At 66.9% G+C, this 26,583-nt stretch carries 20 protein-coding genes, 1 tRNA gene and 1 pseudogene; 14 read left to right on the plus strand and 8 right to left on the minus strand.

Annotated features, from left to right (window positions below; translation table 11 throughout):
* Window positions 1-45 precede the first annotated feature (45 nt).
* On the minus strand, window positions 46-963 hold the full coding sequence (locus tag E4A53_RS10665; protein ID WP_136163091.1) for a fatty acid desaturase: 918 nt from the start codon (window positions 961-963) through the stop codon (window positions 46-48).
* A gap of 66 nt (window positions 964-1,029) precedes the next feature.
* Entirely contained in the window at window positions 1,030-2,247 is a 1,218-nt protein-coding gene (locus E4A53_RS10670) for a polyhydroxyalkanoate depolymerase (RefSeq protein ID WP_136163092.1), read from the minus strand.
* Between the two features lie 205 nt (window positions 2,248-2,452).
* On the opposite strand from E4A53_RS10670, the gene E4A53_RS10675 reads away from it, so the two are divergent.
* The gene (locus tag E4A53_RS10675) at window positions 2,453-4,225 is read left to right on the plus strand and encodes an ABC transporter transmembrane domain-containing protein (protein WP_136163093.1); all 1,773 of its coding nucleotides are present in this window, start codon (window positions 2,453-2,455) and stop codon (window positions 4,223-4,225) included.
* A gap of 5 nt (window positions 4,226-4,230) precedes the next feature.
* Window positions 4,231-4,998 (plus strand): leucyl/phenylalanyl-tRNA--protein transferase, encoded by a 768-nt coding sequence (gene aat, locus E4A53_RS10680; RefSeq protein WP_136163094.1) that lies wholly within the window; start codon window positions 4,231-4,233, stop codon window positions 4,996-4,998.
* A gap of 35 nt (window positions 4,999-5,033) precedes the next feature.
* Here the strand turns inward: aat and E4A53_RS15060 are convergent.
* The 5 genes and pseudogenes from E4A53_RS15060 to E4A53_RS10705 form a co-directional block, all read right to left on the minus strand.
* A pseudogene (locus tag E4A53_RS15060) lies at window positions 5,034-5,492 on the minus strand (DUF2155 domain-containing protein); the annotation flags it as partial.
* The gene (locus tag E4A53_RS10690) at window positions 5,489-5,887 is read right to left on the minus strand and encodes an NADH:ubiquinone oxidoreductase subunit NDUFA12 (protein WP_136163095.1); all 399 of its coding nucleotides are present in this window, start codon (window positions 5,885-5,887) and stop codon (window positions 5,489-5,491) included. The pseudogene E4A53_RS15060 and the gene E4A53_RS10690, both read right to left, overlap by 4 nt.
* Window positions 5,888-5,977: 90 nt before the next feature.
* Window positions 5,978-6,463 carry a DUF192 domain-containing protein gene (locus E4A53_RS10695; protein WP_136163096.1) on the minus strand — a complete coding sequence of 162 codons (486 nt, stop codon included), beginning with the start codon at window positions 6,461-6,463 and terminating at the stop codon, window positions 5,978-5,980.
* Complete coding sequence (locus E4A53_RS10700) at window positions 6,460-7,038, minus strand: cold-shock protein (protein ID WP_136163097.1); 579 nt, start codon at window positions 7,036-7,038, stop codon at window positions 6,460-6,462. Before E4A53_RS10700 ends, E4A53_RS10695 begins: the two co-directional genes overlap by 4 nt.
* 111 nt (window positions 7,039-7,149) lie before the next feature.
* A complete protein-coding gene (locus tag E4A53_RS10705; protein ID WP_206366306.1) occupies window positions 7,150-7,713 on the minus strand; it encodes a regulatory protein RecX in 564 nt (187 codons plus the stop codon).
* A gap of 155 nt (window positions 7,714-7,868) precedes the next feature.
* Here E4A53_RS10705 and E4A53_RS10710 point away from each other — a divergent pair, with 155 nt between their 5' ends.
* The 9 genes from E4A53_RS10710 to rplL all read left to right on the plus strand — a co-directional run bounded on the left by E4A53_RS10710 (window position 7,869) and on the right by rplL (window position 15,586).
* A complete protein-coding gene (locus tag E4A53_RS10710; protein WP_136163098.1) occupies window positions 7,869-9,596 on the plus strand; it encodes a fatty acyl-AMP ligase in 1,728 nt (575 codons plus the stop codon).
* Between the two features lie 62 nt (window positions 9,597-9,658).
* Window positions 9,659-12,010 (plus strand): putative bifunctional diguanylate cyclase/phosphodiesterase, encoded by a 2,352-nt coding sequence (locus E4A53_RS10715; RefSeq protein ID WP_136163099.1) that lies wholly within the window; start codon window positions 9,659-9,661, stop codon window positions 12,008-12,010.
* Window positions 12,011-12,070: 60 nt separating this feature from the next.
* Window positions 12,071-12,146: transfer RNA gene (locus E4A53_RS10720), tRNA-Trp, on the plus strand.
* Window positions 12,147-12,308: 162 nt separating this feature from the next.
* Complete coding sequence (secE, locus tag E4A53_RS10725) at window positions 12,309-12,521, plus strand: preprotein translocase subunit SecE (protein WP_239018262.1); 213 nt, start codon at window positions 12,309-12,311, stop codon at window positions 12,519-12,521.
* Window positions 12,522-12,547: 26 nt separating this feature from the next.
* Window positions 12,548-13,084 carry a transcription termination/antitermination protein NusG gene (gene nusG, locus E4A53_RS10730; RefSeq protein ID WP_136163100.1) on the plus strand — a complete coding sequence of 179 codons (537 nt, stop codon included), beginning with the start codon at window positions 12,548-12,550 and terminating at the stop codon, window positions 13,082-13,084.
* Window positions 13,085-13,163: 79 nt separating this feature from the next.
* On the plus strand, window positions 13,164-13,595 hold the full coding sequence (gene rplK, locus E4A53_RS10735; RefSeq protein ID WP_136163101.1) for a 50S ribosomal protein L11: 432 nt from the start codon (window positions 13,164-13,166) through the stop codon (window positions 13,593-13,595).
* Between the two features lie 4 nt (window positions 13,596-13,599).
* Window positions 13,600-14,298 (plus strand): 50S ribosomal protein L1, encoded by a 699-nt coding sequence (rplA, locus tag E4A53_RS10740; RefSeq protein WP_136163102.1) that lies wholly within the window; start codon window positions 13,600-13,602, stop codon window positions 14,296-14,298.
* Window positions 14,299-14,647: 349 nt separating this feature from the next.
* The gene (rplJ, locus tag E4A53_RS10745; RefSeq protein ID WP_136163103.1) at window positions 14,648-15,163 is read left to right on the plus strand and encodes a 50S ribosomal protein L10; all 516 of its coding nucleotides are present in this window, start codon (window positions 14,648-14,650) and stop codon (window positions 15,161-15,163) included.
* 45 nt (window positions 15,164-15,208) lie between these two features.
* The gene (gene rplL, locus E4A53_RS10750; protein WP_136163104.1) at window positions 15,209-15,586 is read left to right on the plus strand and encodes a 50S ribosomal protein L7/L12; all 378 of its coding nucleotides are present in this window, start codon (window positions 15,209-15,211) and stop codon (window positions 15,584-15,586) included.
* 67 nt (window positions 15,587-15,653) lie between these two features.
* Here rplL and E4A53_RS10755 read toward each other — a convergent pair whose 3' ends face one another.
* Complete coding sequence (locus E4A53_RS10755) at window positions 15,654-17,081, minus strand: 8'-apo-carotenoid 13,14-cleaving dioxygenase (RefSeq protein ID WP_239018263.1); 1,428 nt, start codon at window positions 17,079-17,081, stop codon at window positions 15,654-15,656.
* A gap of 59 nt (window positions 17,082-17,140) precedes the next feature.
* Between E4A53_RS10755 and E4A53_RS10760 the strand changes: the two genes are divergently transcribed.
* From E4A53_RS10760 to rpoC, 3 genes are all read left to right on the plus strand, one after another.
* Complete coding sequence (locus tag E4A53_RS10760; RefSeq protein ID WP_136163106.1) at window positions 17,141-17,752, plus strand: TetR/AcrR family transcriptional regulator; 612 nt, start codon at window positions 17,141-17,143, stop codon at window positions 17,750-17,752.
* Window positions 17,753-17,964: 212 nt separating this feature from the next.
* On the plus strand, window positions 17,965-22,128 hold the full coding sequence (gene rpoB / locus E4A53_RS10765) for a DNA-directed RNA polymerase subunit beta (protein ID WP_136163107.1): 4,164 nt from the start codon (window positions 17,965-17,967) through the stop codon (window positions 22,126-22,128).
* A gap of 115 nt (window positions 22,129-22,243) precedes the next feature.
* Complete coding sequence (gene rpoC / locus E4A53_RS10770; RefSeq protein ID WP_136163108.1) at window positions 22,244-26,497, plus strand: DNA-directed RNA polymerase subunit beta'; 4,254 nt, start codon at window positions 22,244-22,246, stop codon at window positions 26,495-26,497.
* The last annotated feature ends 86 nt before the right edge of the window (window positions 26,498-26,583 follow it).

The following is a 26,583-nucleotide window of genomic DNA, read 5'->3' on the forward strand; positions in this document are numbered from 1 at the left end:
GGGCCGGGGCGGAAAAGCTGCCCCGGGCCCGGTGGCCGTTCAGCGCTAAACGACCGATGGCGCGTCCGGCGCGTCAGTCTGCTGGGGTACCAGCCCTTCGAACCGCGTGCCCTTGGCGCGCAGGATCGGCTCTATCTCCCGGAAGAACCGGCCGTAATGATAAAAAGGCACGCTGGGCCATAGATGGTGGACCAGATGGACGTCGTGCCCCATGTAGAGCAGCGGCCCGACTAGCGGCACCTTCATGATCCGCGCCTGAAGATAACGATTGCCCTCGACGAACGGCGTATGCGGCAGCCATTGCTGGAACGTGCCGAGCATCAATCGACCAAGCGCGGCGGGGATGACGAACAGGGCGAACACCACCTCGCCATAGCCAATCGCCACCATCGCCCAGACGAACAGGCACAGACCGGTATGAGCGGCGATATGTACCCGCCATTCCCGTTCCGTCATGATATCGCGCGTGTCGAGATAGCCGGTATCGAAACCGATCCTGTCGAATACCCATTTGACGACCGGAATCGGGATCAGGTTGGCGATGATCGACACCACCCAGATCAGCAGCAGCCGCGCGTAGCTGCCCTTCAGGAAGATGTCAGGGTCGCGCGCGGTGTTGGTATGGGCATGATGCGCAAGATGGGTCCGCTGGAGCAGCGGCCAGGTCGTGCCGATCGCCACCGAGCCAACCCAGCCGAGCGCGTTGTTGATCGGATCGAACACTCGCGCCCGCCGCATCAGGTTGCGGTGCAGCGCCTCGTGTACGATCGTATAATGCATATAGGCGGTGAAGCCTAGGATCGGGGTTGCCGTCCATAAGCCAATCCACCCGCTCAGCGCCGCAGCGACGATCGCCAGATGCACCACCGGCAGGACGAAGGCATAGATGATCGTCGGCCACGCCACGTCCGGCGACAGCGCCCGCGCCGCCGCCCGCTCGGCTGCGATGCTATTCTCCGTCATTCACCACCCCGATCGTGGATTCAGCCGAATCGATAGCAGTTCAGCGCCCGAATCGAAAGCGGAGCGTCAGGCGTGCGCGGCGATCCATTCTTCCAGCACCGGCGCGATCTGCTGGCGCCACCGGCTGCCGTTGAAGATGCCGTAATGCCCGACGCCCCGTGCCAGATGATATTTCTTGGCCACCGCCGGCAGGCGGGTTGCCAGCTTCAAGGCCGCCTTCGTCTGGCCGACACCGGAAATGTCGTCGCGCTCACCCTCAACCGCTAGCAGCGCGATGTCGGTGATCGCCGCCGGATCGACCTCCGTACCGCGATGAGTCATCGTGCCGAGCGGCAAAGCGTGGCGCTGGAACACCATGTCGACGGTTTGCAGGTAGAATTCCGCCGTCATGTCGCAGACCGAACGATATTCGTCGTAGAAATCCTTGGCGGCGTCCGCCTCCTCCCCGTCTCCGGCGACAAGGTGCTTGAACATCTCCCAGTGGCTCATCATGTGGCTGCCAAGGTTCATCGACATGAAGCCGGCGAGCTGGAGGAAACCGGGATAGACCCGCCGCCCGGCGCCGGGGTGGTTGAATGGCACGGTGACGATGACATTCTGCTCGAACCAAGCGCGCGGGCGCTCCGTCGCTAGCGTGTTGACCGCCGTCGGTGCCTCGCGCGTGTCGATCGGCCCGCCCATCATCGTCAGCGTCCGCGGCCGGCATGGATGGTTGGCGGCCGACATCAGCGCAGCGGCGGCGTAGCAGGGGACGGACGGCTGGCATACTGCCAGCATGTGCGCCCCCGGGCCGACGCGCTCGAGGAACGCGATGATATAGTCGATATAATCATCGAGGTCGAAACGCCCGTCGGCAAGCGGCACCTGCCGCGCATCCCGCCAATCGGTGATGTACACGTCATGGCCAGGCAGCATCCGTTCAACGGTGCCGCGCAACAGTGTCGCATAGTGGCCGGACATCGGTGCGGCGATCAGCAGCCGCGGCTGCCCTTCCACCCCTTCGCGCCGGAAATGCTTGAGCTGGCCGAACGGCAGGCGCAGCGCGATTTCCTCCTGTACCGCGACGCGCTTGCCGTCGACCGTCGTCTCGACCAGCCCGAATTCCGGCTTGCCGCGCGGTGCAGCAGCGTGCGCGAACACTTCCAGCGCCGATGCGATGATCGGTCCTCCGCCGAAATAGGCCATCGGGTTTGCTGGATTGGCGAGCAGTTCGGCACCGGCATTGGCCATCGCGCTTGCCCCAGCCAGAAGCGAGCGCTGCATTTCATAGGCACTATAGAGCATTCACGATCCCCACCCGCGCCCCCGACCCCGGGGCGCAAGCGCGAAACCTACGCGCATTTGTCACCGCGTTGCAACACGTCAGCGCAAGCAGCGCTGTCCCGTTTCGAGTTGCCGTTCCCGACGGCATCTTCGCGACAGGCGGCCGCAGCCGCCCAACCGCGACGCTGCGCATTGAGGGACGCCCGCCCCCCTGCTAGAGGGCGGCATGGCCGACGAACCCAACGGTGGCGGCGAGCGCAAGCTCGGCAATCTCAGGATGATCTGGGCCCACGCGGCCCGCTATCCGGAGCATATAACTGGCGCGGCACTGGCGCTGCTGGTCGCCGCGGCGGCCACCCTCGCAATCCCCAGCGGATTCAAACGGATCATCGACAACGGCTTCGTTGCTCATGGCGGCAATGTCGCGCCCTATTTCCACTATCTGCTGATGATCGTCGTCGTGCTGGCAATCGCGACGGCGCTACGCTTCTATTTCGTTTCCTGGCTGGGCGAGCGGGTCGTCGCCGACATCCGCAAGGCAGTGCAGACCAACTTGCTCCGCCTCGCCCCCCGCTATTTCGAAGAGAATCGCCCGTCGGAGATCGCTTCGCGGATGACCGCCGATACCTCGGTGATCGAGCAGGTGGTCGGCACGACCATTTCCGTTGCGCTGCGCAACGTCGTGATGGGCATCGGCGGCATCGTCTATCTGTTCATGCTGGCGCCGAAGCTGGCGGCGATGCTGCTGCTCGGCATTCCGCTGGTCGTACTGCCGATCGTGCTGATCGGGCGGCAGCTGACCGCGATTTCCCGCCAGAGCCAGGATCGGGTGGCGGAAGTCGGCGCGATCGTCGCCGAAACGCTTGGCGCGATGAAGATCGTCCAGGCATTCGGCCAGGAGAAGCGGGAACGGTCGCGCTTCAGCGAGGCAGTGGACCGGGCGTTCGGTACCGCACGGCGGCGCATCGTGATCCGCGCCGGGATGACGGCGGTGGTTATCGCGTTGATTTTCGGGTCGATCACCATGGTGATGTGGCAGGGCGCGCTGGATGTGGCGCAGGGCAGCATCTCCAGCGGTGACATTGCCGCCTTCGTGCTGACCGGCGGGCTGGTCGCCGGGGCGTTCGGCGCGCTGACCGAGGTTTACGGGGATCTGCTGCGCGGCGCCGGCGCCGCAGGGCGACTGGGCGAATTGCTGGCGGAAACGCCGGAAATCCGCGCCCCCGCTATACCGGTGGCGCTGCCCGAGCCGCCGCGCGGCCATCTGGCTTTCGACCATGTCACTTTCCATTATCCGACCCGGCCCGATGTCGCCGCGCTCGACGATTTCAGCCTGGCGGTGGCGCCGGGCGAGACGGTGGCGGTGGTCGGCCCGTCCGGTGCCGGCAAATCGACATTGTTCCAGCTCGCCCAGCGCTTCTACGATCCACAGCAGGGTAGCGTCCGGCTCGACGGCGTCGCGCTGCCAGATGCCGACCCGGCGGCGATCCGCGCCCGCATCGCGATGGTGCCTCAAGAAACGGTGATCTTCGCCGCCTCCGCCCGCGACAATCTGCGCTACGGCCGGTGGGATGCCGACGACCACGCGTTGTGGGCAGCGGCGGAAGCGGCCAACGCCGCCGGTTTCCTGCGCGCCCTGCCCGACGGGCTGGACACGTTCATGGGCGAAGGCGGCGCACGCCTGTCTGGTGGCCAGCGCCAGCGGCTGGCGATCGCCCGCGCGATCCTGCGTGATTCGCCGATTCTGTTGCTCGACGAGGCGACATCGGCACTGGACGCGGAAAGCGAACGGCTGGTCCAGACGGCGCTTGAACGGCTGATGGCCAACCGGACGACGGTGGTCGTCGCCCACCGGCTGGCGACGGTGCGCGCCGCCGACCGGATCGTCGTGATGGCCGACGGGCGGATCGCCGAGGAAGGCAATCACGACAGTCTGTCCGCCGCCAACGGGCTGTACGCCCGCCTCGCCCGGCTGCAGTTCGAAGGGCTGGCGGCCTAGGCCCTGTGCCGGCGATCGACCCGAGCCTGCTGCTGCGCGCCTACGCGATGGGCGTGTTCCCAATGGCCGAGGCCCGCGATGCCGACGATGTCTACTGGGTTGAGCCGCGGATGCGCGGCGTGTTGCCGCTCGACCGTTTCCATCTATCGCGCTCGCTGGCCAAGACGGTCCGCTCGGACCATTTCACCGTCACCGCCGACCGTGCCTTCGCCAAGGTCATCGCTGCCTGTGCCGAAGCGACGAATACACGGCCAGGCACCTGGATCAACGCGCGGATCGAGCAAGCGTGCATCGCCCTTCACGCCACCGGCCATGCCCATTCGATCGAATGCTGGCGGGACGATGCGCTGGTCGGTGGCCTGTACGGCATCAGCCTCGGCGGTGCATTCTTCGGCGAAAGCATGTTCAGCCGGGCGCGCGACGCGTCGAAGGTCGCACTCGCCCATCTCGTCGCCCGCTTGCGTGTCGGCGGCTACACACTGCTGGACTGCCAGTTCATCACCGACCACCTCGCCTCGCTGGGCGCGATCGAAATTCCGCACGACGCCTATGTTGCCGGGCTGGCGGACGCCCTGGGCGTCGGCGCGGCGGTCGGCGAGGGGACCGGGGACGACGGCACCGGTGCCGAGGACGGCGTAGCGTCGGGCAAAGGGGTCGGGTTCGGCGTGCTCGACACACTTTTCGCGCCACCAGCCGACCCGGCCGACGGTACCGTCGTCCCCGCCCCCATTGCCGGGTGCGACATCGTACAGCTCTTAGGCCAAACATCGTAGATCGAGTGCTCGACGACGTTGAGCGACGGCGATTCCTTGTAGAGCCAGCCGGAGAACACCCGCCGCCACTTGTCGTCGGCACCCGCCACGTCAAGCTGGACGAAAGCCCCGGTCAGCTTCTGCGTTTCCCACGGCGCCGTCGTCTCGCAGGCGCGGAGCCGGACGATGACATCGCCGACGCGCACCGCCTGCCCCGGCTTCATCGTCAGGTCCCGCCACAGGCCGTTGCGCTTGTTGAGCAGGCCGATGACCGCAACGCGCTGGTTCATCGGCGTTTCGGCGCGCGATACCACCTCACGCGGGCGCGCAGTTTGCGCTGCCGCCGGAGTATCGCCCTCGGCGGCGGTGGGCGGCGTAGCGGTGGGTTCGGGCTCCGGCGTCGCCGCGGTCGACACTGGCTCAGCGGCGTTGTCCGCCTGGAGCGCGCCGGCGCCTTGCCAGGCGGCAATGCCGACCAGCAGCGTCATGCCCGCGCCGGCGAGCACTCGCCTCATGCCTGGTCGGGGCTCCAAGCCTCGTAATCTCCGGTCGCCGCGGCGCGGCGGCCGCCGGCCTCGAGTGCACCGGCCGGGCGATAGGCCTGCGGCGTTCCAGTCCAGTTCGGTTCCGGCGGCCGTTGCCAGGCGCGCACTGGCGGCAATGCCTGCTCCGGCAGAGCGTCGAGCGTGCAATGCAGCCAGCCATGCCATTCCGGCGGCACGCGGCTGGCGTCGTTGGCGCCGTTATAGATCACCCAGCGACGGCGGCGGCCGTCGACCGCCTTCTTAGCCTCGTAATATACGTTGCCGAGCCCATCCTCGCCTACCTTCCGGCCAGCGCGGGCGGTGAACCAGGACGTGCCGATGGTGGCGCCGTCCCACCAGGTGAAGATCGATTTGAGGATACCCATGCTCACGCCGTCTCAACTGTGTCGCGGCGCCATCGCCGCCACCTCTCGTCGCACGAGGCTCTAGCGCCCGGCGATGGCGCTGTCATCCGGTCAGTGCGCGGCGGCGCCCGCCCCCCATTCCACATGGTCGCCCACTGCGATGCCGAGCGCGGCGGCACGGCCGCCGCTGATCTCAAGAACTGCTGCAACTGGCTCGCCGGATTCAATCGGCTCCAGCGAATAAGGCACAGCATCTGCCGCGATCGCGGCGATCGTGCGATCCGGGCGGATAAAGACGATGTCGAGGGAGAGCGGCGTGTCCTTCATCCAGAAGCTTGCCGGGCGCGGAGGAGCCATTGGAAACAGCATGCCATGGTCGGCAGGCAAGACCGTGCGGAACATCAGCCCGCGCGCCTGTTCGTCCGGAGTGCGGGCGATTTCCACAACGAAGTGCCGGACAGCACCGCCGGTAGTCGTCACGGTCAGCGCTTCCACCGCCGGCGTTGCGGAGGTGTCCGTCGGCGCCGGACCGTCGCACCCCGCAAGCGACAGCGGCGAAAGCGCCACGGCGACGGCGAGCGCCGCCGCCCGGATCATCGGATCTGTTCGACGACGACGGCGAGCGGCCCCTTCCGCCCGGCGGCGACCCGCGCGATCAGCGGCTGATCCGGCTCGACCTCCGTAAAGCCTGCGCGGCGCAAGGTCTCCATATGCACGAAGATGTCGGCGGAGCCGTCGTCGCGCATCAGGAAGCCATAGCCTTTCAGGCGGTTGAACCATTTGACGCGCACCGCTTCCGGCGGCCCGGCATGCTCGACCAGCGTCGACGGATCAATCCGGTCGCGCGGCGGCGCCAGGTCCTGGTCAGGCCCGGTGGCGGTGCTGAGGTCGAACGACAGGATTTCACGCGCCTGCAGCCCGCGATCGCGCCGGACGGCCAGGCATTCCGCCCGCGCCCCCTCCGGCAGGCTGCGGCGGCCATGATCGCGCAGCACCGAGAAATGGATCAGTATGTCGCCGGAACCGTCATCGGCGACCATGAAGCCAAAGCCCCGCGTGGCGTCGAACCATTTGACGACGCCCTGGTAATGCTCGAGCGGCTCTTCGGCCTCCGCTCCGACAACATCATCGCGGTTGACCGAAGTCCCCCCGTCGGACTGGTCATTTTCCATAAACAACGACACGGCAGTCTGACTATCACCCACGCTGGTCCCCCCAACGCCTAGCGTTATGACCTTAGCATGGGTGGTTAGTAAATTCGAAATAATGATTTCGGAAACGACTCAACCGTCCTCATCAGGGACAGTCCCGAACGGCCATTCAACAATTCGTATTACAAATTCAAGCGGATGCCCCGCCCGCAGCATCGCGGCGACCGCCCGCTGCCGCGCGGCGCGATCGGGCGATATCGGCGCGAAGGGCCCGAATCGCCGCCGCCGGGCAAGCGCAAGCGCCGCTGCCCAGCCGCCCGCTGCGGCCGAGTCTTCCACCGACGCGCGGTCGGTGTCTGCGATGCCGGCGGCACGCAGCGCTGCGCCGATCCGACGCGCGCCGTAACCACGCCTTTGCAAGACCCTGGCCCGCGCGTTCGCATAGGCAAGGTCGTCAACATAGCCGAGGCTGGCGAAGCGCGCGACGAGCGTCGCGACCGGCGGATCGCCCTCCCCCGCCCATCCGCGCTGCGCCAGCTTGCGCTCCAGATAGGCGGCAAGGCGCGCGCGCGTCGTCGCGTAGCGTCCGACATATCCGAGCGCCAAGCGCGAGAGCGAGTCGTCGTCGAGCGGCGGCGCCGGGGTATGGCCGGGACGTGGACGCATGCGCCACGATTGTGCCACAGTCGCGTCCATATTTAAACGCCACCTTTGCGTTAGCGTATGGTTCGGAAATACATGTCGACGCGTGGTGCTCACTTGCTCAAGCGCCGCCCGGCGATAAGGAGAAGGGACAGGCGGTGCTGAACGCGCTTGAGACCAGAACCATAGTGGGATCGCACCAGAACATCATGACCACCATGCTTCCAACGCCGTCGGACGACGGCCTGCCGCGGCGCTTCGCCGATTTCGCGACGCTGGGCGATGCGCTCGACTATGCGGCGCGCGGCGAGCGCGGCTTCAATTTCCACGACGCCCGCGGCGCTCTGGTCAGACCCTATCCGTTCGCGATGCTGCGTCACGACGCGCGCGCGGCGGCTTTCCGCCTGATCGCCCACGGTATCGCGCCGGGCGACCGGATCGCGCTGATCGCCGAGACCGGGCCGGATTTCGCCGCGCTGTTCTTCGGCGCCGTCTATGCCGGGGCGTGGCCGGTGCCGCTGCCCCTGCCGACATCTTTCGGCGGGGCGGCCGCCTATGTCGACCAGTTGAAGACGCAACTCGGCAGCTGCGACCCGGCGCTGCTGCTCTATCCGGCGGAGCTGGAGCAGATGGCGAGCGACGCGGCCGCGCAGGCGGGCGTGATGGGCATCACATTCGAGGCGTTTGCCGAGCTGGACAGCCCGGAGGCGCCATTGCCGCCGGCACGGCCCGACGACATCGCCTATCTGCAATATTCCAGCGGATCGACCCGCTTTCCCCACGGCGTTGCCGTTACCCATGCCGGCCTGCTCAGCAACCTTGCGGCGCATGCGCACGGCATGGCGGTGACCACAGGGGACCGCTGCATTTCCTGGCTGCCCTGGTATCACGACATGGGCCTGGTCGGCTGCATGCTGTCGCCGGTCGCCAATCAGGTGTCGACCGACTATCTGAAAACCGAGGATTTCGCGCGGCGGCCGCTGGCCTGGCTTGACCTGATCAGCCGCAATCCGGGCACCACGCTCAGCTATTCGCCGACCTTCGGCTACGACATCTGCGCCCGGCGCATGTCGAGCCAGACCAAGGCGGCCGAGCGGTTCGACCTGTCGCGCTGGCGGGTGGCCGGCAACGGCGCCGACATGATCCGCCCCGATGTGATGCAGGCCTTCGTCGACGCCTTTGCAGACGCTGGTTTCGACGCCCGCGCGTTCCTGCCCAGCTATGGCCTGGCGGAAGCGACGCTGGCGGTTTCCATCATGCCGCCGGGCGAGGGCATCGTCGTCGAACTCGTCGAGGAGACGCAGCTGTCCGGCGCCAGCGGCGATGCCGGCCGGCCGCAACGCTACCGCGCGATCGTCAATTGCGGCGTGCCCGCGCGCGACATGTCCATCGAAATCCGCGAGGAGGACGGCACCCCCCTGCCCGACAAGGCGATCGGCAAGGTATGGTGCAAGGGCCCGTCGGTAATGGCCGGGTATTTCCGCGACCCCGAAGCGACCGACGCCTGCCTGGTCGACGGCTGGCTGGACACCGGCGACATGGGGTACATGTCCGGCGGCTATCTCTACATCGTCGGCCGCGCCAAGGACATGATCATCATCAACGGCCGCAACCACTGGCCGCAGGACATCGAGTGGGCGGTCGAGCAATTGCCCGGTTTCAAGGCCGGCGACATCGCCGCTTTCTCGATCACCACGCCGGGCGGAGAGGAAACCCCGGCGGTGCTCGTCCAGTGCCGGACATCCGACCAGGCCGAGCGCGCGCGGCTGCGCGACCAGATCCGCGAGAAGGTCCGCGCGATCACCGGCATGAACTGCGTGGTCGAGCTGGTGCCGCCGCGCACCCTGCCGCGAACCAGTTCGGGCAAGCTGAGCCGGGCGAAGGCGCGCAACCTGTATCTGTCCGGCGAAATCCAGCCTTACGACCTCGCCGCCTGACAGATGCGTCCGAAACGGACCTCGCTTACCGATCGCTAACCTAACGCCGCTATACCGGCGGCGTGAAGATTCGTCCCTCTGCCACCCCTACCGCCGCTGGTATCGGCTGGCGCCTGCTGTTCGGCTTCGCCGACAGCGGCTCGGCCGATTTCAGTTCCGTGCGCGCGGCACAGATCGCCGCCGCCAACCGGTTCACCCTGCTGCGCCTGACCGGCGAGTTGACCTCCGCGCTGCTGCTCGTCCTGCTGCTCGCCCGCAGCGCGCCGATCGTCACGCTCGGCCTGTGGTTCGGTGTCGCCGCGCTGGTATCGGTGGTAACCGTATTCAACCGCCTGAAGATGCGGGACACCGCCATCGAGAACGCAACGCCGGGCGACCTGCACCGCGAAACGCTGCAATCGATCGCGCTCGGCCTGGTCTGGGCGGTGCCGCCGATCCTGTTCAGCGGCATCGGCGGCATGGAACAGCAGATCAGCCTGTGGACGATCTATTTCGCGATGATGGTGGGGACGACGCTGCTGCTGTCGCCGCTGCCGCTCGGCGCGATCAGTTTCCTGCTGCTCGTCGGCGGCTCCAACGCGCTGGCGATGTGGAAGGCGGGCATGCCGATGGCCAGTTCCGTCGGCGCCAGCTTCACGTTGATGCTGGTCGTCGCGTGCCTCGCCAATGGCCGCGCCTTCATCGCCCATCGCACGACGACGCGGGCGCTGGTCGAGAAGGACGAGGTGGTCAGCCTGCTGCTGCGCGAATTCGAGGACGGCGACGCCGACTGGCTGTGGCAGATCGATGCGTCGAAGAGCCTGACCCACGTCTCGCCCCGCCTCGCCTATGCGCTGGGCGAAGAAGCGATGGCGCTGGAAGGGCGCCCGTTCCTGCAGATGCTGGCCGGCGACAGTTGGGAAACCGGCAATTTCTCCGCCCCGCTGCGGATTTTCGCTGAGAAGCTGAAGAAGCGCGAGGCGTTCAGCAACCTGCCGATGCCGGTCACGATCAAGGGCGAGACGCGCTGGTGGGAAATGTCCGCCAGCCCGCGCTACGACGATCGCGGTGCCTTCCTTGGCTTCCGGGGCGTCGGTTCCGACATCACCGCCGAACGTCAGTCAGCGGACAAGATAAACCGCATGGCGCGGTTCGACACGCTGACCGGTCTGCCCAACCGGCTGCAGATCACCGAGGCGCTGGGCAAGGCGATGGCCAATGCCGACCAGTGGCGGACGCGCTGCGCGTTCATGATGATCGACCTCGACCGGTTCAAAGCGGTCAACGACACCCTCGGTCACCCGGTCGGCGACCGCCTGCTCGGCCGCGTGTCGGAACGGCTGCGCGCGCTGATGAGCGACAACGAGATGTGCGGCCGCCTGGGCGGCGACGAATTCGCCGTCGTCGTCCGCGACGCGTCCGACAGCGCCCGGCTCGAACGGCTGGCGCGCCGGATCATCGAGGAGCTGTCGCGCCCCTACGAGGTGGACAGTCATACTCTGTATATCGGCGCCAGCGTCGGCACTGCGATCGGCCCGCGCGACGGGCGATCGGTGGAAATGCTGATCCGCTCCGCCGATCTGGCGCTCTATCGCTCCAAGGACGCCGGCGGCAGCACCTATCACGCCTATGAGCCACAGCTGCACGTCCATGCCGAGGAACGGCGCGTGCTGGAAATCGCGCTGCGCAAGGCGCTGGAGCGCGGCGAGATGTTCCTCAATTACCAGCCGGTCGTCTCAGCCGACACCGGCACGATCGAAAGCTTCGAGGCGCTGCTGCGCTGGACCAACCCGGAACTGGGCAACGTCTCCCCCGCCCGCTTCGTGCCGGTCGCGGAGGAAGCGCGGCTGATCGCGCCGATCGGCGAATGGGTGCTGCGCACCGCGTGCGCCGAGGCGATGAACTGGCCGGCCAGCGTCCGGATCGCAGTCAACGTCTCCGCTGACCAGCTTGGTGACCCCAGCTTCGTGTCGACGGTGGTCTCCGCCCTCGCCCAGAGCGGCCTGCCTGCCCACCGGCTGGAGGTCGAGGTGACGGAAAGCGTGTTCATGCGCGAAGGCACCTGCGCAGTGCAGGTCCTCCAGCAACTGATCGAACTCGGCATCCGCCTGTCGCTCGACGATTTCGGCACCGGCTATTCGTCGCTCGGCTATCTCAGCCGCACCAAATTCTCGACGATCAAGATCGACCGCAGCTTCGTACAGGGCGCATCGCGCAACGTGCAGGAGAATCTGGCGATCATCCGCGCCGTCGTCGCGCTGGCCGATAGCCTGGGCATGGCGACGACCGCCGAAGGCGTCGAAACAGAGGAAGAATATGCGATGATCCGCAAGCTCGGCTGCCGCAAGGTGCAGGGCTATCTGTTCGGCCGGCCGATGTCGACGCAGGACGCGCGCGCGCTGTTCAACGACCCGGCAAAGGTGGTTGCCGCCTGATCCGATGCCAGGGGGCCTTGCATGGCCCCCGCGTCGCGGCTAATCCGCCCCTCCGCACGGAGGAGTGTAGCTCAGTTGGTAGAGCATCGGTCTCCAAAACCGAGGGCCGGGGGTTCGAATCCCTCCACTCCTGCCAGGCAGCCCTGTAAAGCCGCGACCCATGCTTGCGCGGCCCCGTCGAAGACCGTATAGGGCGCGGATTCGGAAATTCGGTTGCTGTCGACCCGCTCCCAAGGGACGGGCAGGGGGGCTTTGACCCGGTTTCCAGGGAATTTGGACCGACCAGGACGGGATTCAGGTGGCGAAAGCGACGGACTTCATCGCGAATATACCGCGCTTCGTGCAGCAGGTGCGCACGGAAATCTCGAAGGTCGTGTGGCCGACCAGCCGTGAAACGATGATGACCACGGTGATGGTGCTGATCATGACCAGCCTGCTCGGCCTGTTCTTCTTCGGCGTCGACCGGCTATTCAGCATGGTCGTCAGTTTCCTGCTGTCCCTCGCCGCCTGATCGCTCGAAAGGTAAACTCCGCTTCCATGTCTCGCTGGTACATCATCCACGCCTATTCGGGCTTCGAGAACAAGGTACGCGATTCGATCCTCGCCGACGCAACCCGCATGGGCCTCGACGCGCTGGTCGAATCGGTTGAGGTGCCGACTGAAACGGTCACCGAGGTCCGGCGCGGCAAGAAGGTGCAGTCTGAACGCAAATTCTTCCCCGGCTACGTCCTCGCCAAGCTGGAGATGAACGACGACGTCTATCACCTGGTGAAGAATACGCCGAAGGTGACCGGCTTCCTCGGCAGTTCCGGCAAGCCGCAGCCGATCAGCGAGGCGGAGGCCGCCCGCATCCTGAACACCAAGGAAGAGGCCGCCGCCGCGCCCAAGACACGGATCAAGGTCGATTACGAGATCGGCGATTCGGTCAAGGTGCTCGACGGCCCGTTCGCCAGCTTCAACGGCGTGGTCGAGGAACTGGACTTCGACCGCAGCCGGGTGAAGGTGTCGGTGTCGATCTTCGGCCGCGCCACGCCGGTCGAACTGGAGTTCGAACAGGTCGAGCGCTCAAAGTAATTCCGGCCACGGCCGGATATCCTCGCGGGAGGCAGCGGTGCTGCCGCATGGACCGCTAAACTTGAAAGAGAGTGAGTAGATGGCGAAAAAGATTACCGGCTATATCAAGCTGCAGGTGCCGGCCGGCGCCGCCAACCCGTCGCCGCCGATCGGCCCGGCGCTTGGCCAGCGCGGCGTCAACATCATGGAATTCTGCAAGGCGTTCAACGCGGCGACCGGCGACCTTGAAAAGGGCGCGCCGACCCCGACCGTCATCACCGTCTACGCCGACCGTAGCTTCTCGTTCGAAACCAAGACGCCGCCGGCGACCTATCTGCTGAAGAAGGCGGCCAACCTGAAGTCCGGGTCCAAGGAGCCGGGCAAGTCCACGGTCGGCAAGATCAAGCGTTCGCAGGTGGCGGAAATCGCTCAGGTCAAGATGAAGGACCTGAACGCCAACGACATCGAGTCGGCGACCCGCATCATCGAAGGCAGCGCCCGCGCGATGGGCCTCGACGTGGTGGAGGGCTGAACCGATGGCATTTCAGAGCAAGAAGGCGAAGCAGCTGGCCACGACCGTTGACCGGGAAAAGCTGCACGGTGTCGACGAAGCGATCGCCATCGTCCGCGCCAACGCGACCGCCAAATTCGACGAGACGATCGAAGTCGCGCTGAACCTGGGCGTCGACCCACGTCACGCCGACCAGATGGTCCGCGGCGTCGTCACCCTGCCCAAGGGCACCGGCAAGACGGTGCGCGTCGGCGTGTTCGCCCGCGGCGCCAAGGCCGAGGAAGCGACGGCGGCGGGTGCCGACATTGTCGGCGCCGAGGACCTGCTGGAGATCGTCCAGGGCGGCAAGATCGACTTCGACCGCTGTATCGCGACGCCGGACATGATGGGTCTGGTCGGCCGCCTCGGCAAGGTGCTCGGCCCGAAGGGCCTGATGCCGAACCCGAAGCTGGGCACGGTGACGATGAACGTCGGCGAAGCGGTGAAGGCGGCCAAGGGCGGCCAGGTGGAATACCGGGTCGAAAAGGCCGGCATCATCCACAGCGGCATCGGCAAAGCGTCGTTCGCGGCGGAAGACCTGCGCGCCAATTTCGATGCGCTGGTCGACGCGGTGATCAAGGCCAAGCCGGCCGGCGCCAAGGGCAAGTATCTGCGCAAGATCGCGCTCAGCTCGTCGATGGGCCCGGGCGTCAAGGTCGACACGGCCGAGGTCGCCGCCGTCTGACGCCGACCACGGCTGACATGCGAAAGGGCCGGGCGCGATCCCGGCCCTTTTCATATTCCGGATGCAGCCGTGGAGCCGCGCGCCTTGACTTTGCGGGCGCCGGCGCTAACAGCGCCCTCTGCCGTGCGGGCTTGCGCGCGCGGCAACCGTCCGAGACAGCGGGTGGAGGGAATATGCCCTCCTTAATCCCCCGCCTAGACGGGGAAAGTTTCCTGAGGCGGCGGCTTATGCCCTTCGTCTCTGCCAGCCAGACAGCCTTCGCATCGCGCGAGGCCGCGTCGGCCGAGCCTTCCCCACGGACAGTGAATGCCCCCGGTGGATGTCCCGCCGGGGAAATGTGGAGAATGGCATGGATCGAGCTCAAAAGTCCGAGCTGGTCGCCGAACTGAATCGCACCTTCTCCGAGGTCGGCGTGGTGGTCGTCACCCGCAACCTCGGCCTCACCGTCGCGCAGTCGACGGTGTTGCGCGGGAAGATGCGCGAAGCCGGTGCCAGCTACAAAGTGGCCAAGAACCGTCTCGCCAAGATCGCGATCGAGGGAACGCCCTATGCCGGGCTCAGCGACCTGCTGACCGGGCCGACCGGCATCGCCTCATCCTCCGACCCGGTGGCCGCCGCCAAGGTGGCCGTCGACTTCGCGAAGGCGAACGACAAGTTCGAAATCGTGGGCGGGGCGATGGGCGACGTGCTCCTCGACGTCGATGGCGTGAAGGCGCTGGCCGCGCTGCCGTCGCTCGACGAACTGCGCGCCAAGATCGTCGGCCTCGTCCAGGCGCCTGCGACCAAGGTGGTCCAGGTCGTCCAGGCACCGGCCGGCCAGCTGGCGCGGGTCTTCGGCGCTTATGCGGCCAAGGACGCGGCCTGATTTTTCTGAAGCACTCAACCGAACATTCCGATTGGAGATATTGAAATGGCTGATCTGAACAAGCTGGTCGACGACCTGTCGGCCCTGACCGTCATCGAAGCTGCCGAGCTGTCGAAGCTGCTCGAGGAGAAGTGGGGCGTGTCCGCCGCTGCCGCCGTCGCCGTCGCCGGCCCGGCTGCCGCCGGTGGCGCCGCTCCGGCCGCCGAAGAGAAGACCGAATTCGACGTGATCCTGACCGGCGACGGCGGCAAGAAGATCAACGTCATCAAGGAAGTCCGCGCGATCACCGGCCTGGGCCTGACCGAAGCCAAGACCCTGGTCGAGAGCGCGCCGAAGGCGGTCAAGGAAGGCGTCAACAAGGACGAGGCCGAGAAGATCAAGAAGCAGCTCGAGGAAGCCGGCGCGACCGTCGAACTCAAGTAACTTCGGGTCTTTCCGAAAAGAGAAGGGGCGGCTCCACCCGGAGCCGCCCCTTTTGCGTTTCGGCCGGTCAGGTGGCGACCCAGTTGCCGTGGAAGCCGGGCGGCACCCGGTGGGGGACGTGGACGGTAGCGCGCGCCGGGCCGGTGAAATCGGCGGCGTCGAGGATCTGCAGGTCGGTCGTCTGATCTTTCATGTCGACGACGAGGCCGATCAGCCAGCCCTGCCCTTCCCCTTCGCCGGCCGGGTCCGGAACGAACACGAATTCGCCGGGGTGGCGGCCGGAGCCGAAATCGTGGACCGTCGTGCCGCCGTCGATCAGGTCGTGCCGGAACAGGCGGGTGTCGTCGACCACCAACTCCCCCGCCGCCGGCGGCAGGGCGACGGTGTAGAGGTAGCGGCAGGGCTTGCCGGTGCGGCGCTCATCGTAGCGGGGAAACTCCTGGCAATGATCGTGGACCACCTGCCGCCGGACCGAGCGGGTGGCCGGATCGACCGTCCAGCGTTCAAGCCGCGAGGCGGGGGAGTCCGGGCCGCGCCGGCTGTCGGCGAACATTGTGTCGTGGACGACGACATCGACGACGACGCTGCCATCCGGCGCGTCATAGGCGTTGCCGGCGTGGAACACATAGCAGGGATCCACCGCGCACCAGACGATGTCGGCCCCCGCCCCGCCCTTCGCGAGCAGGCCGACCCGCGCTGGATGGGCCGGGTTCCAGCGATAGGGGAAACGCTGCCCCCGCAGCAGCGCCTTCATCGAGAAGGTGACCGGCAGGTCGAGGACGACGACGCGGCTGGCGGTGATCGCGCAATCGTGGATGCTGGGGCCGTCGGCCACCGCGATCGGCTCCCGCCGGGTCACCCGCCCGGCGGCGTCGACGACGACATGCCAGACGGTATCCCGCGTCATCGCGTCGTAGGTGATCGCGTGGAGCGCGCCGGTTTCCGGGTCGCGGTGCGGGTGGGCGGAGAAGGGGCCGGCGAGCGTGCCGTCGAACGGGTTGTGGGCCAGCGTCTCCAGTCCGTCGTCTACCTCGACCGGGTGGCCGCCGGCCTCGACGATCGCCCAGGTGCGGCCGGCATGGCCGATGATGTTGGTATTGGCGTTGTCCGACAGCGCGGCGCGCCGGCCCGGCGCCGGCGGCTCGCCGAGCGCGGCGCTGACCGCGTTCGAGCGCAGCCAGCGGTTGCGGTACCAGAGCGCGCGGCCGCCGGCGATGCGGATGCCGTGGGCCATGCCGTCGCCGGTGAACCAGTGATAGTCGGCCGGGTTGGGCGGGGTGACCGGGTTGGGGCCGATCCGCAGGTAGCGGCCGTCGAGCGCCGGGGGGATGGCGCCGGTGACGGCGAGGTCGGCGATCGTCTCCTCCGTCGTCATCGGCTGGTGGATGCCGGTCAGGTAGGGATGGGGACCGGAGGGCGGAGCGAGGCGGGCGCGATTGAAGGCGGCGACGCGGCTGACGCCCTTGCCGACGACGGAACGGATCGTAGTTTCCACCGAGGTTATCACGGCAATATCACCTTTCCTATTTCGACCCCCATGTTTACAGCGACAACATGACTCGCAAAGATAACAGTGTCAACATTGAATCGCGGCGCGGCTACCATCACGGCGACCTGCGCGGCGCGCTGATCGCGATCGGGCTGGAAATGCTGGACGCGATGCCGGCCGAGGCGATCAGCCTGCGGGCGATGGCGCGGCGCGCCGGGGTCAGCGCCACCGCCGTCTACCGCCATTTCCCCAACCGGCAGGCGCTGCTCGCCGCGCTGGCGCGGGAGGGCATGGAGCGGCTGGGCGGGCTGCAGCGCGCGGCGAGCGCGGCGGCCGGCGGCGGCGGCCCGGGGCTTGCGGCGAGCGGCCGCACCTATGTGCGCTTCGCGGTCGACAACCCGGCCTTGTTCCGGCTGGCCTTCGCCTCCGCCCCGGCGACGGCACTGCTCGACCTGCCGCTGGACGAGGCGGGCAGCGCGATGCGCGGGCTGCGCGAAGCGATCGCCGAACTGCTGCCCCCCGCCCTGCCCCCGGCGGCGCGGCGCGACGCGGCACTACACGCCTGGTCGCTGGTCCACGGGCTGGCGATGCTGATCCTCGACGGGCAGGTCGGTTACGACCCTGCCGAAGTCGACCGGGTGATCCGCGCCACCCTGCCCGGCAGCGCCGCCGGCTGAGCGGGCGGCGGTTTGACAGCGCCCCACCCCGTCCCTATATCGCGCCCACACACCACAGCTTGCCGGGAAATGGCGCGCCTTCGCGCAGCGCGCCGAACGAATGGGCAGGCCGGGGTTCCGGACGCTGAAGCTGCGATCCCCGCCTTGGGGATATCGCGGCTTTTTGCGTCTTTCAGCGTGCCCGATACGTAAAGACGAGGCGAACCAGACTCATGGCGACCAAGGCAGTTTCCGCCCCCCAGGCCGGCGGCATCGCGAAGAAGCGCATCCGCAAGATGTTCGGCAACATCCACGAAGTGGTGCAGATGCCGAACCTGATCGAGGTGCAGCGCGAGAGCTACGAGCAGTTCCTGCGGTCCAACGCGGCGATCGGCTATGTGTCGGGCCTGGAAAAGACGCTGCGCTCCGTCTTCCCGATCCGCGACTTCGCCGGCACCGCCGAGCTGGACTTCGTCCATTACGAGCTTGAGCCGCCGAAATACGACACCGACGAGTGCCGCCAGCGCGGCATCACCTATGCCGCGCCGATGCGCGTCACCCTGCGCCTGATCGTGTTCGAGGTGGACGCCGACACCGAGACCCGCTCCGTCCTCGATATCAAGGAGCAGGACGTCTACATGGGCGACATGCCGCTCATGACCGAGAACGGCACCTTCATCATCAACGGCACCGAGCGCGTGATCGTGTCGCAGATGCACCGGTCGCCGGGCGTGCTGTTCGACCATGACCGCGGCAAGACCCACGCCAGCGGCAAGTATCTGTTCGCCGCGCGGGTAATTCCCTATCGCGGATCGTGGCTGGACTTCGAGTTCGACGCCAAGGACATCGTCAACGTCCGCATCGACCGCAAGCGCAAGCTGCCGGTCACCGCGCTGCTTTATGCGCTGGGCCTGACCAGCGAGGGCATCCTCGAGCAATTCTACAACCGCGTCACCTTCGTTCGCGGCGAAGGCGGCTGGCAGGTGCCCTATGTCGCCGAGAACTGGCGCGGGCAGAAGCCCAGCTTCGACGTCATCGACGCCAAGACCGGCGAGATCGTGTTCCCGGCCAGCCAGAAGATTTCGCCCCGCGCCGCCAACAAGGCGGCCAAGGACGGGCTGGAAACGCTGCTGATCCCGACCGAGGAAATCTTCGGCCGCTATTCCGCGCTCGACCTGATCAACGAGGCAACCGGCGAGATCTACATCGAGGCCGGCGACGAAGTGTCGGCGGAGAATCTGGAGAAGCTGGACAAGGCCGGCATCGACCGGATCGAGCTGCTCGACATCGACCATGTCAACACCGGCCCATGGATCCGCAACACGCTGAAGGTCGACAAGGCCGAGGACCGCGACCACGCCCTGTCCGACATCTACCGCGTCATGCGCCCCGGCGAGCCGCCGACGCGCGAGACCGCCGAGGCGCTGTTCGCCGGCCTGTTCTTCGACCCCGAGCGTTACGACCTGTCGGCGGTCGGCCGCGTCAAGCTGAACATGCGGCTTGAGCTGGACGCCGAGGACACCGTCACCACGCTCAGGACCGAGGATATCCTTGCGGTCATCAAGACGCTGGTCGACCTGAAGGACGGCAAGGGCGAGATCGACGATATCGACAACCTCGGCAACCGCCGTGTCCGTTCGGTCGGCGAATTGCTGGAGAACCAGTACCGCGTCGGCCTGCTCCGCATGGAGCGCGCCGTGAAGGAGCGGATGTCGTCGGTCGACGTGTCGACGGTGATGCCGAACGACCTGATCAACGCCAAGCCGGCGGTGGCTGCGGTGCGCGAATTCTTCGGTTCGTCGCAGTTGTCGCAGTTCATGGACCAGACCAACCCGCTGTCGGAAGTGACGCACAAGCGCCGCGTGTCCGCCCTCGGGCCGGGCGGCCTGACCCGCGAGCGCGCCGGCTTCGAGGTCCGCGACGTTCACCCGACCCATTATGGCCGCATCTGCCCGATCGAGACGCCGGAAGGCCCGAACATCGGCCTGATCAACTCGCTGGCCAGTTTCAGCCGGGTCAACAAATACGGCTTCATCGAGACGCCGTACCGCAAGGTCGTGGACGGCAAGGTCACCGACGAGGTCGTCTATTTGTCGGCAATGGAAGAGGCCCGGCACACCATTGCCCAGGCCAATGCCGAGCTGGACGGCCAGAACCGACTGACCGAGGAACTGATTTCCGCCCGCCATGCCGGCGAGTTCCTGATGGCGCTGCGCGAGAACATCACGCTGATGGACGTCAGCCCCAAGCAGCTTGTGTCGGTCGCCGCGTCGCTGATCCCGTTCCTGGAGAATGACGACGCCAACCGCGCGCTGATGGGATCGAACATGCAGCGTCAGGCGGTGCCGCTGGTCCGTGCCGAGGCGCCGTTCGTCGGCACCGGCATGGAAGAGACGGTGGCTCGCGATTCCGGCGCGGCGATCGCCGCCAAGCGCGCCGGCATCGTCGACCAGGTCGACGCCAGCCGCATCGTCATCCGCGCGACCGGCGAAGTCGATGTCGGGCGTTCGGGCGTCGACATCTACACGCTGATGAAGTTCCAGCGGTCCAACCAGAACACCTGCATCAACCAGCGGCCGCTGGTGAAGGTGGGCGACGTGGTGGCCGAGGGCGACATCATCGCCGACGGCCCGTCGACCGAGCTGGGCGAGCTGGCGCTGGGCCGCAACAGCCTGGTCGCGTTCATGCCGTGGAACGGCTACAACTACGAGGACTCCATCCTGATTTCCGAGCGGATCGTGAAGGATGACGTCTTCACCTCGATCCACATCGAGGAATTCGAGGTGATGGCCCGCGACACCAAGCTGGGGCCGGAGGACATCACCCGCGACATCCCCAATGTCGGCGAGGAAGCGCTGCGCAACCTCGACGAGGCGGGCATCGTCTACATCGGCGCCGAGGTCGAGCCGGGCGACATCCTGGTCGGCAAGATCACGCCCAAGGGCGAATCGCCGATGACGCCGGAGGAGAAGCTGCTCCGCGCGATCTTCGGCGAGAAGGCGTCGGACGTGCGCGACACCTCGCTGCGCCTGCCGCCGGGCGTGGCCGGGACCATCGTCGAGGTCCGCGTGTTCAACCGCCACGGCATCGACAAGGACGAGCGCGCGATGGCGATCGAGCGCGAGGAGATCGACCGCCTGGCCAAGGACCGCGAAGACGAGCGCACCATCCTGAACCGCGCCACCTGGGCACGGCTGAAGGAGATGCTGATCGGCCAGGTGGCGACCGCCGCGCCGAAGGGCATCAAGAAGGGCCAGGAGATCACCGAGGAGCTGCTGGCCGAGGCCGAGCGCCACGAGTGGTGGAAATTCGCCGTCGCCGACGACGCCCGCCAGACCGACCTGGAGGCGGTGAAGGTTCAGTATGACGACGCGGTCAAGCTGATCAACGACAAGTTCGAGGACCGGCGCGAGAAGCTGGAGCGCGGCGACGAGCTGCCGCCGGGCGTGCTGAAGATGGTCAAGGTGTTCGTCGCGGTGAAGCGCAAGCTGCAGCCGGGCGACAAGATGGCCGGCCGCCACGGCAACAAGGGCGTGATCAGCCGCATCCTGCCGATCGAGGACATGCCGTTCCTGGAGGACGGCACCCCGGTCGACCTGGTGCTGAACCCGCTGGGCGTGCCGAGCCGGATGAACGTCGGCCAGATCTTCGAGACGCATCTGGGCTGGGCCGCGCGCGGCCTTGGCCGGCAGATCGCCGAGGCGCTGGAGCAGTGGCGCGAGGCCAACCCCGACGCCACGCCGGGCGCGATGCCGGAAGCGGTGAAGGACCGGCTGAAGACGATCTACGGCGACGCCTATCAGGCCGAAATCGACGCGCGCAGCCCCGACCAGCTGGTCGAGCTGGCCGAAAACCTGCGCGGCGGCGTGCCGATGGCGACGCCGGTGTTCGACGGCGCGCGCGGCGACGACGTCGCGGCGATGCTGGAGCTTGCCGGGCTTGACCGGTCCGGCCAGGTCGAGCTGTTCGACGGGCGGACCGGCAACCAGTTCGACCGCAAGGTGACCGTCGGCTACATCTACATGCTGAAGCTGCACCACCTGGTCGACGACAAGATCCACGCGCGCTCGATCGGGCCGTACAGCCTTGTCACCCAGCAGCCGCTGGGCGGCAAGGCGCAGTTCGGCGGCCAGCGTTTCGGCGAGATGGAGGTCTGGGCGCTCCAGGCCTACGGCGCCGCCTACACGCTGCAGGAGATGCTGACGGTCAAGTCCGACGACGTCGTCGGCCGGACCAAGGTCTACGAGGCGATCGTCAAGGGCGACGACACGTTCGAGGCCGGCATCCCCGAAAGCTTCAACGTGCTGATCAAGGAAATGCGGTCGCTTGGCCTGAACGTCGAGTTGAAGAACGACGACGAGGGCGAGGACGAGCCGCCGGCGCTGGCCGCGGAGTGACCCGCCAAGGCACCTCCCCCCGCCGGGGAGGTGCCGGGGACGGCGCAGCCCGCCGCCGCCGAGATGACAGCCCCAGCCCCTCCCCCCGCACCGGAGGGGCCAAGGAGTGAAACGAATGAACGAACTGACCCACTTCGCCAATCCGGTCGCCAAGCCCGAGACGTTCGACCAGATCCAGATCGGCATCGCCAGCCCGGAGCGCATCCGCTCGTGGAGCTTCGGCGAGATCAAGAAGCCGGAGACGATCAACTACCGCACGTTCAAGCCGGAGCGTGACGGCCTGTTCTGCGCGCGCATCTTCGGGCCGATCAAGGACTATGAGTGCCTGTGCGGCAAGTACAAGCGCATGAAGTACAAGGGCATCGTCTGCGAGAAGTGCGGCGTCGAGGTCACCGTATCCAAGGTGCGCCGCGAGCGGATGGGCCATATCGAGCTGGCTGCCCCGGTCGCCCATATCTGGTTCCTGAAATCGCTGCCCAGCCGGATCGGCCTGCTGCTCGACATGCAGTTGAAGCAGCTTGAGCGCGTCCTCTATTTCGAGGCGTATATCGTCGTCGAGCCGGGCCTGACGCCGCTGGAGAAGTTCCAGTTGCTGACCGAGGACGAGCTGCTCGAGGCGCAGGACGAATATGGCGAGGATGCCTTTTCCGCCGGGATCGGCGCCGAGGCGGTCCGCATCATGCTGGAGCAGCTCGACCTTGAGGGCGAGCGTACCCAGCTTCTGGAAGAGCTGGCGACGACCAAGTCGGAACTGAAGCCCAAGAAGATCATCAAGCGGCTGAAGGTCGTCGAGAGCTTCATCGATTCCGGCAACCGGCCGGAATGGATGATCCTGGAAGTCATCCCGGTCATTCCGCCGGAACTGCGCCCGCTGGTGCCGCTGGACGGCGGCCGCTTCGCGACGTCGGACCTGAACGACCTCTATCGCCGGGTCATCAACCGCAACAACCGCCTGAAGCGGCTGATGGAACTGCGCGCGCCGGACATCATCGTCCGCAACGAAAAGCGGATGCTGCAGGAAGCGGTCGACGCGCTGTTCGACAACGGCCGGCGCGGCCGCACGATCACCGGCGCCAACAAACGGCCGCTGAAATCGCTGTCCGACATGCTGAAGGGCAAGCAGGGCCGGTTCCGCCAGAACCTGCTCGGCAAGCGCGTCGACTATTCGGGCCGCTCGGTCATCGTCACCGGGCCGGAGCTGAAGCTGCACCAATGCGGCCTGCCGAAGAAGATGGCGTTGGAGCTGTTCAAGCCGTTCATCTACGCCCGGCTTGACGCCAAGGGCCTGTCGATGACGCTGAAGCAGGCCAAGAAGTGGGTCGAGAAGGAGCGCAAGGAAGTCTGGGACATCCTGGACGAGGTGATCCGCGAGCACCCGGTGATGCTGAACCGCGCGCCGACCCTCCACCGCCTCGGCATCCAGGCGTTCGAGCCGGTGCTGATCGAGGGCAAGGCGATCCAGCTTCACCCGCTGGTCTGTTCCGCGTTCAACGCCGACTTCGACGGCGACCAGATGGCCGTCCACGTGCCGCTGAGCCTTGAGGCGCAGTTGGAAGCGCGCGTGCTGATGATGTCGACCAACAACATCCTGTCGCCGGCCAACGGCAAGCCGATCATCGTGCCGTCGCAGGATATGGTGCTGGGCATCTATTACCTGTCGATGGAGCGCGGCGGCGAGCCGGGCGAAGGCATGCTGCTGTCCGACATGAGCGAGGTCCACCAGGCGCTGAACGCCGGGGCGGTGACGCTGCACAGCAAGATCACGTCGCGCGTGCCGCAGACCGACGAGGCCGGCAACACCTACATGAAGCGGGTGGAGACGACGCCGGGCCGGATGCTGATCGGCGAGACCCTGCCGAAGAGCGCCAAGGTGCCGTTCGAGACGATCAACCGCCTGCTGACCAAGAAGGATGTCGGCGACGTTATCGACGAGGTCTACCGCCACACCGGCCAGAAGGAGACGGTGCTGTTCGCCGACGCGATCATGTCGCTCGGCTTCCGCCACGCCTTCCAGGCCGGCATCTCGTTCGGCATGGACGACATGATCATCCCGGCGTCGAAGGAAGCGACCGTCGACGAGACCCGCTCGCTGGTGAAGGATTACGAGCAGCAGTATCAGGACGGCCTGATCACCCAGCAGGAAAAGTACAACAAGGTGATCGACGCCTGGAGCCGCTGCGGCGACCAGGTGGCCAACGCGATGATGGAGGAATTGAAGGCGCAGCCCCGGCTGGACAACGGCCGGCTGGCGCCGATCAACTCGATCTACATGATGGCCCATTCCGGCGCCCGCGGTTCGCAGGCGCAGATGAAGCAGCTGGCTGGCATGCGCGGCCTGATGGCCAAGCCGTCGGGCGAGATCATCGAGACGCCGATCATCTCCAACTTCAAGGAGGGCCTGACCGTCCTTGAATATTTCAACTCGACCCACGGCGCCCGCAAGGGCCTCGCCGACACCGCGCTCAAGACGGCGAACTCGGGCTACCTGACCCGCCGCCTGGTCGATGTGTCGCAGGATTGCGTCGTGATCGAGGAGGATTGCGGCACCGAGCGCGCGCTGGAGATGAAGGCAATCGTCCAGGGCGGCGCGACGATCGCGTCGCTTGGCGAGCGCATCCTGGGCCGGACCACGGCCGAGGACATCGTCGACAGCAAGAGCGGCGAGGTGGAAATCGCCAGCGGCACGCTGCTCGACGAGGCGATGGTCGCGCGGATCGAGGCGATCGGCATCCAGTCGGTCAAGATCCGTTCGCCGCTGATCTGCGAATCGAAGCAGGGCGTGTGCGCCAAGTGCTACGGCCGTGACCTGGCGCGCGGCACCCCGGTCAACATCGGCGAGGCGGTCGGCGTGATCGCCGCCCAGTCGATCGGCGAGCCGGGCACCCAGCTGACCATGCGGACCTTCCACATCGGCGGCGCCGCGCAGCTGAACGAGCAGTCGAACCTGGACGCGCCGGCCGACGGCACCGCCCAGTTCCGCGACCTGCGCGTGATCGTCGACCAGCGCGGCCGCCGCGTCGTGCTGTCGCGGTCGGGCGAGCTGGTGATCGTCGACGCCGAGGGCCGCGAGCGGGCGGTCCACCGCATCCCCTATGGCGCCTACCTGATGTTCGACGACGGCCATGTCGTCACCAAGGGCGACCGGATGGCGGAATGGGACCCGTTCACCATGCCGGTGATCACCGAGAACCCCGGCGTCGTGAAGTATCAGGACCTGATCGAGGGCAAGACGCTGGTCGAGCAGACCGACGAGGCCACCGGCATCGCCCAGCGCGTCGTCATTGAATATCGCGCGCCGACCAAGAGCAAGGAGGACCTGCGTCCGCGCCTGACCCTGCTCGACGCGGAATCGGGCGAGGCGGGGCGCTACATGCTCGCCGCCGGCGCGACCCTGTCGATCGAGGACGGGCAGGAGGTGAAGGCCGGCGACGTGCTGGCCCGCGTCAGCCGCGAAGCGGCCAAGACCCGCGACATCACCGGCGGTCTGCCGCGCGTCGCCGAATTGTTCGAGGCACGCAAGCCCAAGGAGAACGCGATCATCGCCAAGGTCTCCGGCCGGGTCGAATTCGGCAAGGATTACAAGGCGAAGCGCAAGATCGGCATCCGTCCTGAGGATGGCGGCGACCTGGTCGAGTATCTGGTGCCGAAGTCCAAGGTCATCGACGTGCAGGAAGGCGACTACGTCAAGCGCGGCGATAACCTGATCGGCGGCAGCCCCGATCCGCACGACATCCTGGAGGTGCTGGGCATCGAGCCGCTGGCGGAATATCTCGTCTCGGAAATCCAGGAAGTCTATCGCCTGCAGGGCGTGAAGATCAACGACAAGCACATCGAGACGATCGTTCGCCAGATGCTGCAGAAGGTCGAGATCACCGCCGCCGGCGATACCACCCTGCTGCCCGGCGAGCAGGTCGACCGCGAGGAGATGGACGAGATCAACGCCAAGCTCGCCAAGGGCCAGCAGCCCGCCGAGGGCAAGCCGGTGCTGCTCGGCATCACCAAGGCGTCGCTGCAGACCCGCAGCTTCATCTCGGCCGCGTCGTTCCAGGAAACGACGCGGGTGCTGACCGAGGCGTCGGTGCAGGGCAAGAAGGACCAACTGATCGGCCTGAAGGAGAATGTCATCGTCGGCCGGCTGATCCCGGCGGGAACCGGCGCCGGCATGAACCGGATGCGGATTGCCGCGAACAGCCGCGATGCCGCGTTGCGCGCCGCCCAGCGCAGCTGGCAGGAATCGCTGGTCGCGCCGGAAAGCGCCGCCGAGGAGCATGCGGCGGAGCTGCGCCGCCCGGTCGAGGACGACACCGGCAACGATGCGCTGGCGGCGGTGGTCGCGACGACCGACGGCGAGGACGGCGCCGAAGAATAAGCGCCGCCCGACAGCGGAAGAACAGCCGCAGACCCCGTCGGACCCGGTCCGGCGGGGTTTCGGTTGGAATGGGGTCGTAGGATTGC

It is taken from the genome of Sphingomonas flavalba (genome assembly GCF_004796535.1).
GTDB lineage: Bacteria > Pseudomonadota > Alphaproteobacteria > Sphingomonadales > Sphingomonadaceae > Sphingomonas_L > Sphingomonas_L flavalba.

What these genes read in the sequence shown, in the direction of transcription:
- rplL (WP_136163104.1), top strand. Translation starts at nt 15,209, where the DNA reads ATGGCTGATCTGAACAAGCTGGTCGACGACCTGTCGGCCCTGACCGTC.
- E4A53_RS10710 (WP_136163098.1), top strand. Translation starts at nt 7,869, where the DNA reads ATGACCACCATGCTTCCAACGCCGTCGGACGACGGCCTGCCGCGGCGC.
- rpoB (WP_136163107.1), top strand. Translation starts at nt 17,965, where the DNA reads ATGGCGACCAAGGCAGTTTCCGCCCCCCAGGCCGGCGGCATCGCGAAG.
- E4A53_RS10705 (WP_206366306.1), bottom strand. Translation starts at nt 7,713, where the DNA reads ATGGACGCGACTGTGGCACAATCGTGGCGCATGCGTCCACGTCCCGGC.
- rpoC (WP_136163108.1), top strand. Translation starts at nt 22,244, where the DNA reads ATGAACGAACTGACCCACTTCGCCAATCCGGTCGCCAAGCCCGAGACG.
- E4A53_RS10670 (WP_136163092.1), bottom strand. Translation starts at nt 2,247, where the DNA reads ATGCTCTATAGTGCCTATGAAATGCAGCGCTCGCTTCTGGCTGGGGCA.
- E4A53_RS10690 (WP_136163095.1), bottom strand. Translation starts at nt 5,887, where the DNA reads ATGGGTATCCTCAAATCGATCTTCACCTGGTGGGACGGCGCCACCATC.
- E4A53_RS10695 (WP_136163096.1), bottom strand. Translation starts at nt 6,463, where the DNA reads ATGATCCGGGCGGCGGCGCTCGCCGTCGCCGTGGCGCTTTCGCCGCTG.
- E4A53_RS10700 (WP_136163097.1), bottom strand. Translation starts at nt 7,038, where the DNA reads ATGGAAAATGACCAGTCCGACGGGGGGACTTCGGTCAACCGCGATGAT.
- rplJ (WP_136163103.1), top strand. Translation starts at nt 14,648, where the DNA reads ATGGATCGAGCTCAAAAGTCCGAGCTGGTCGCCGAACTGAATCGCACC.
- E4A53_RS10665 (WP_136163091.1), bottom strand. Translation starts at nt 963, where the DNA reads ATGACGGAGAATAGCATCGCAGCCGAGCGGGCGGCGGCGCGGGCGCTG.
- E4A53_RS10760 (WP_136163106.1), top strand. Translation starts at nt 17,141, where the DNA reads ATGACTCGCAAAGATAACAGTGTCAACATTGAATCGCGGCGCGGCTAC.
- E4A53_RS10675 (WP_136163093.1), top strand. Translation starts at nt 2,453, where the DNA reads ATGGCCGACGAACCCAACGGTGGCGGCGAGCGCAAGCTCGGCAATCTC.
- rplK (WP_136163101.1), top strand. Translation starts at nt 13,164, where the DNA reads ATGGCGAAAAAGATTACCGGCTATATCAAGCTGCAGGTGCCGGCCGGC.
- rplA (WP_136163102.1), top strand. Translation starts at nt 13,600, where the DNA reads ATGGCATTTCAGAGCAAGAAGGCGAAGCAGCTGGCCACGACCGTTGAC.
- nusG (WP_136163100.1), top strand. Translation starts at nt 12,548, where the DNA reads ATGTCTCGCTGGTACATCATCCACGCCTATTCGGGCTTCGAGAACAAG.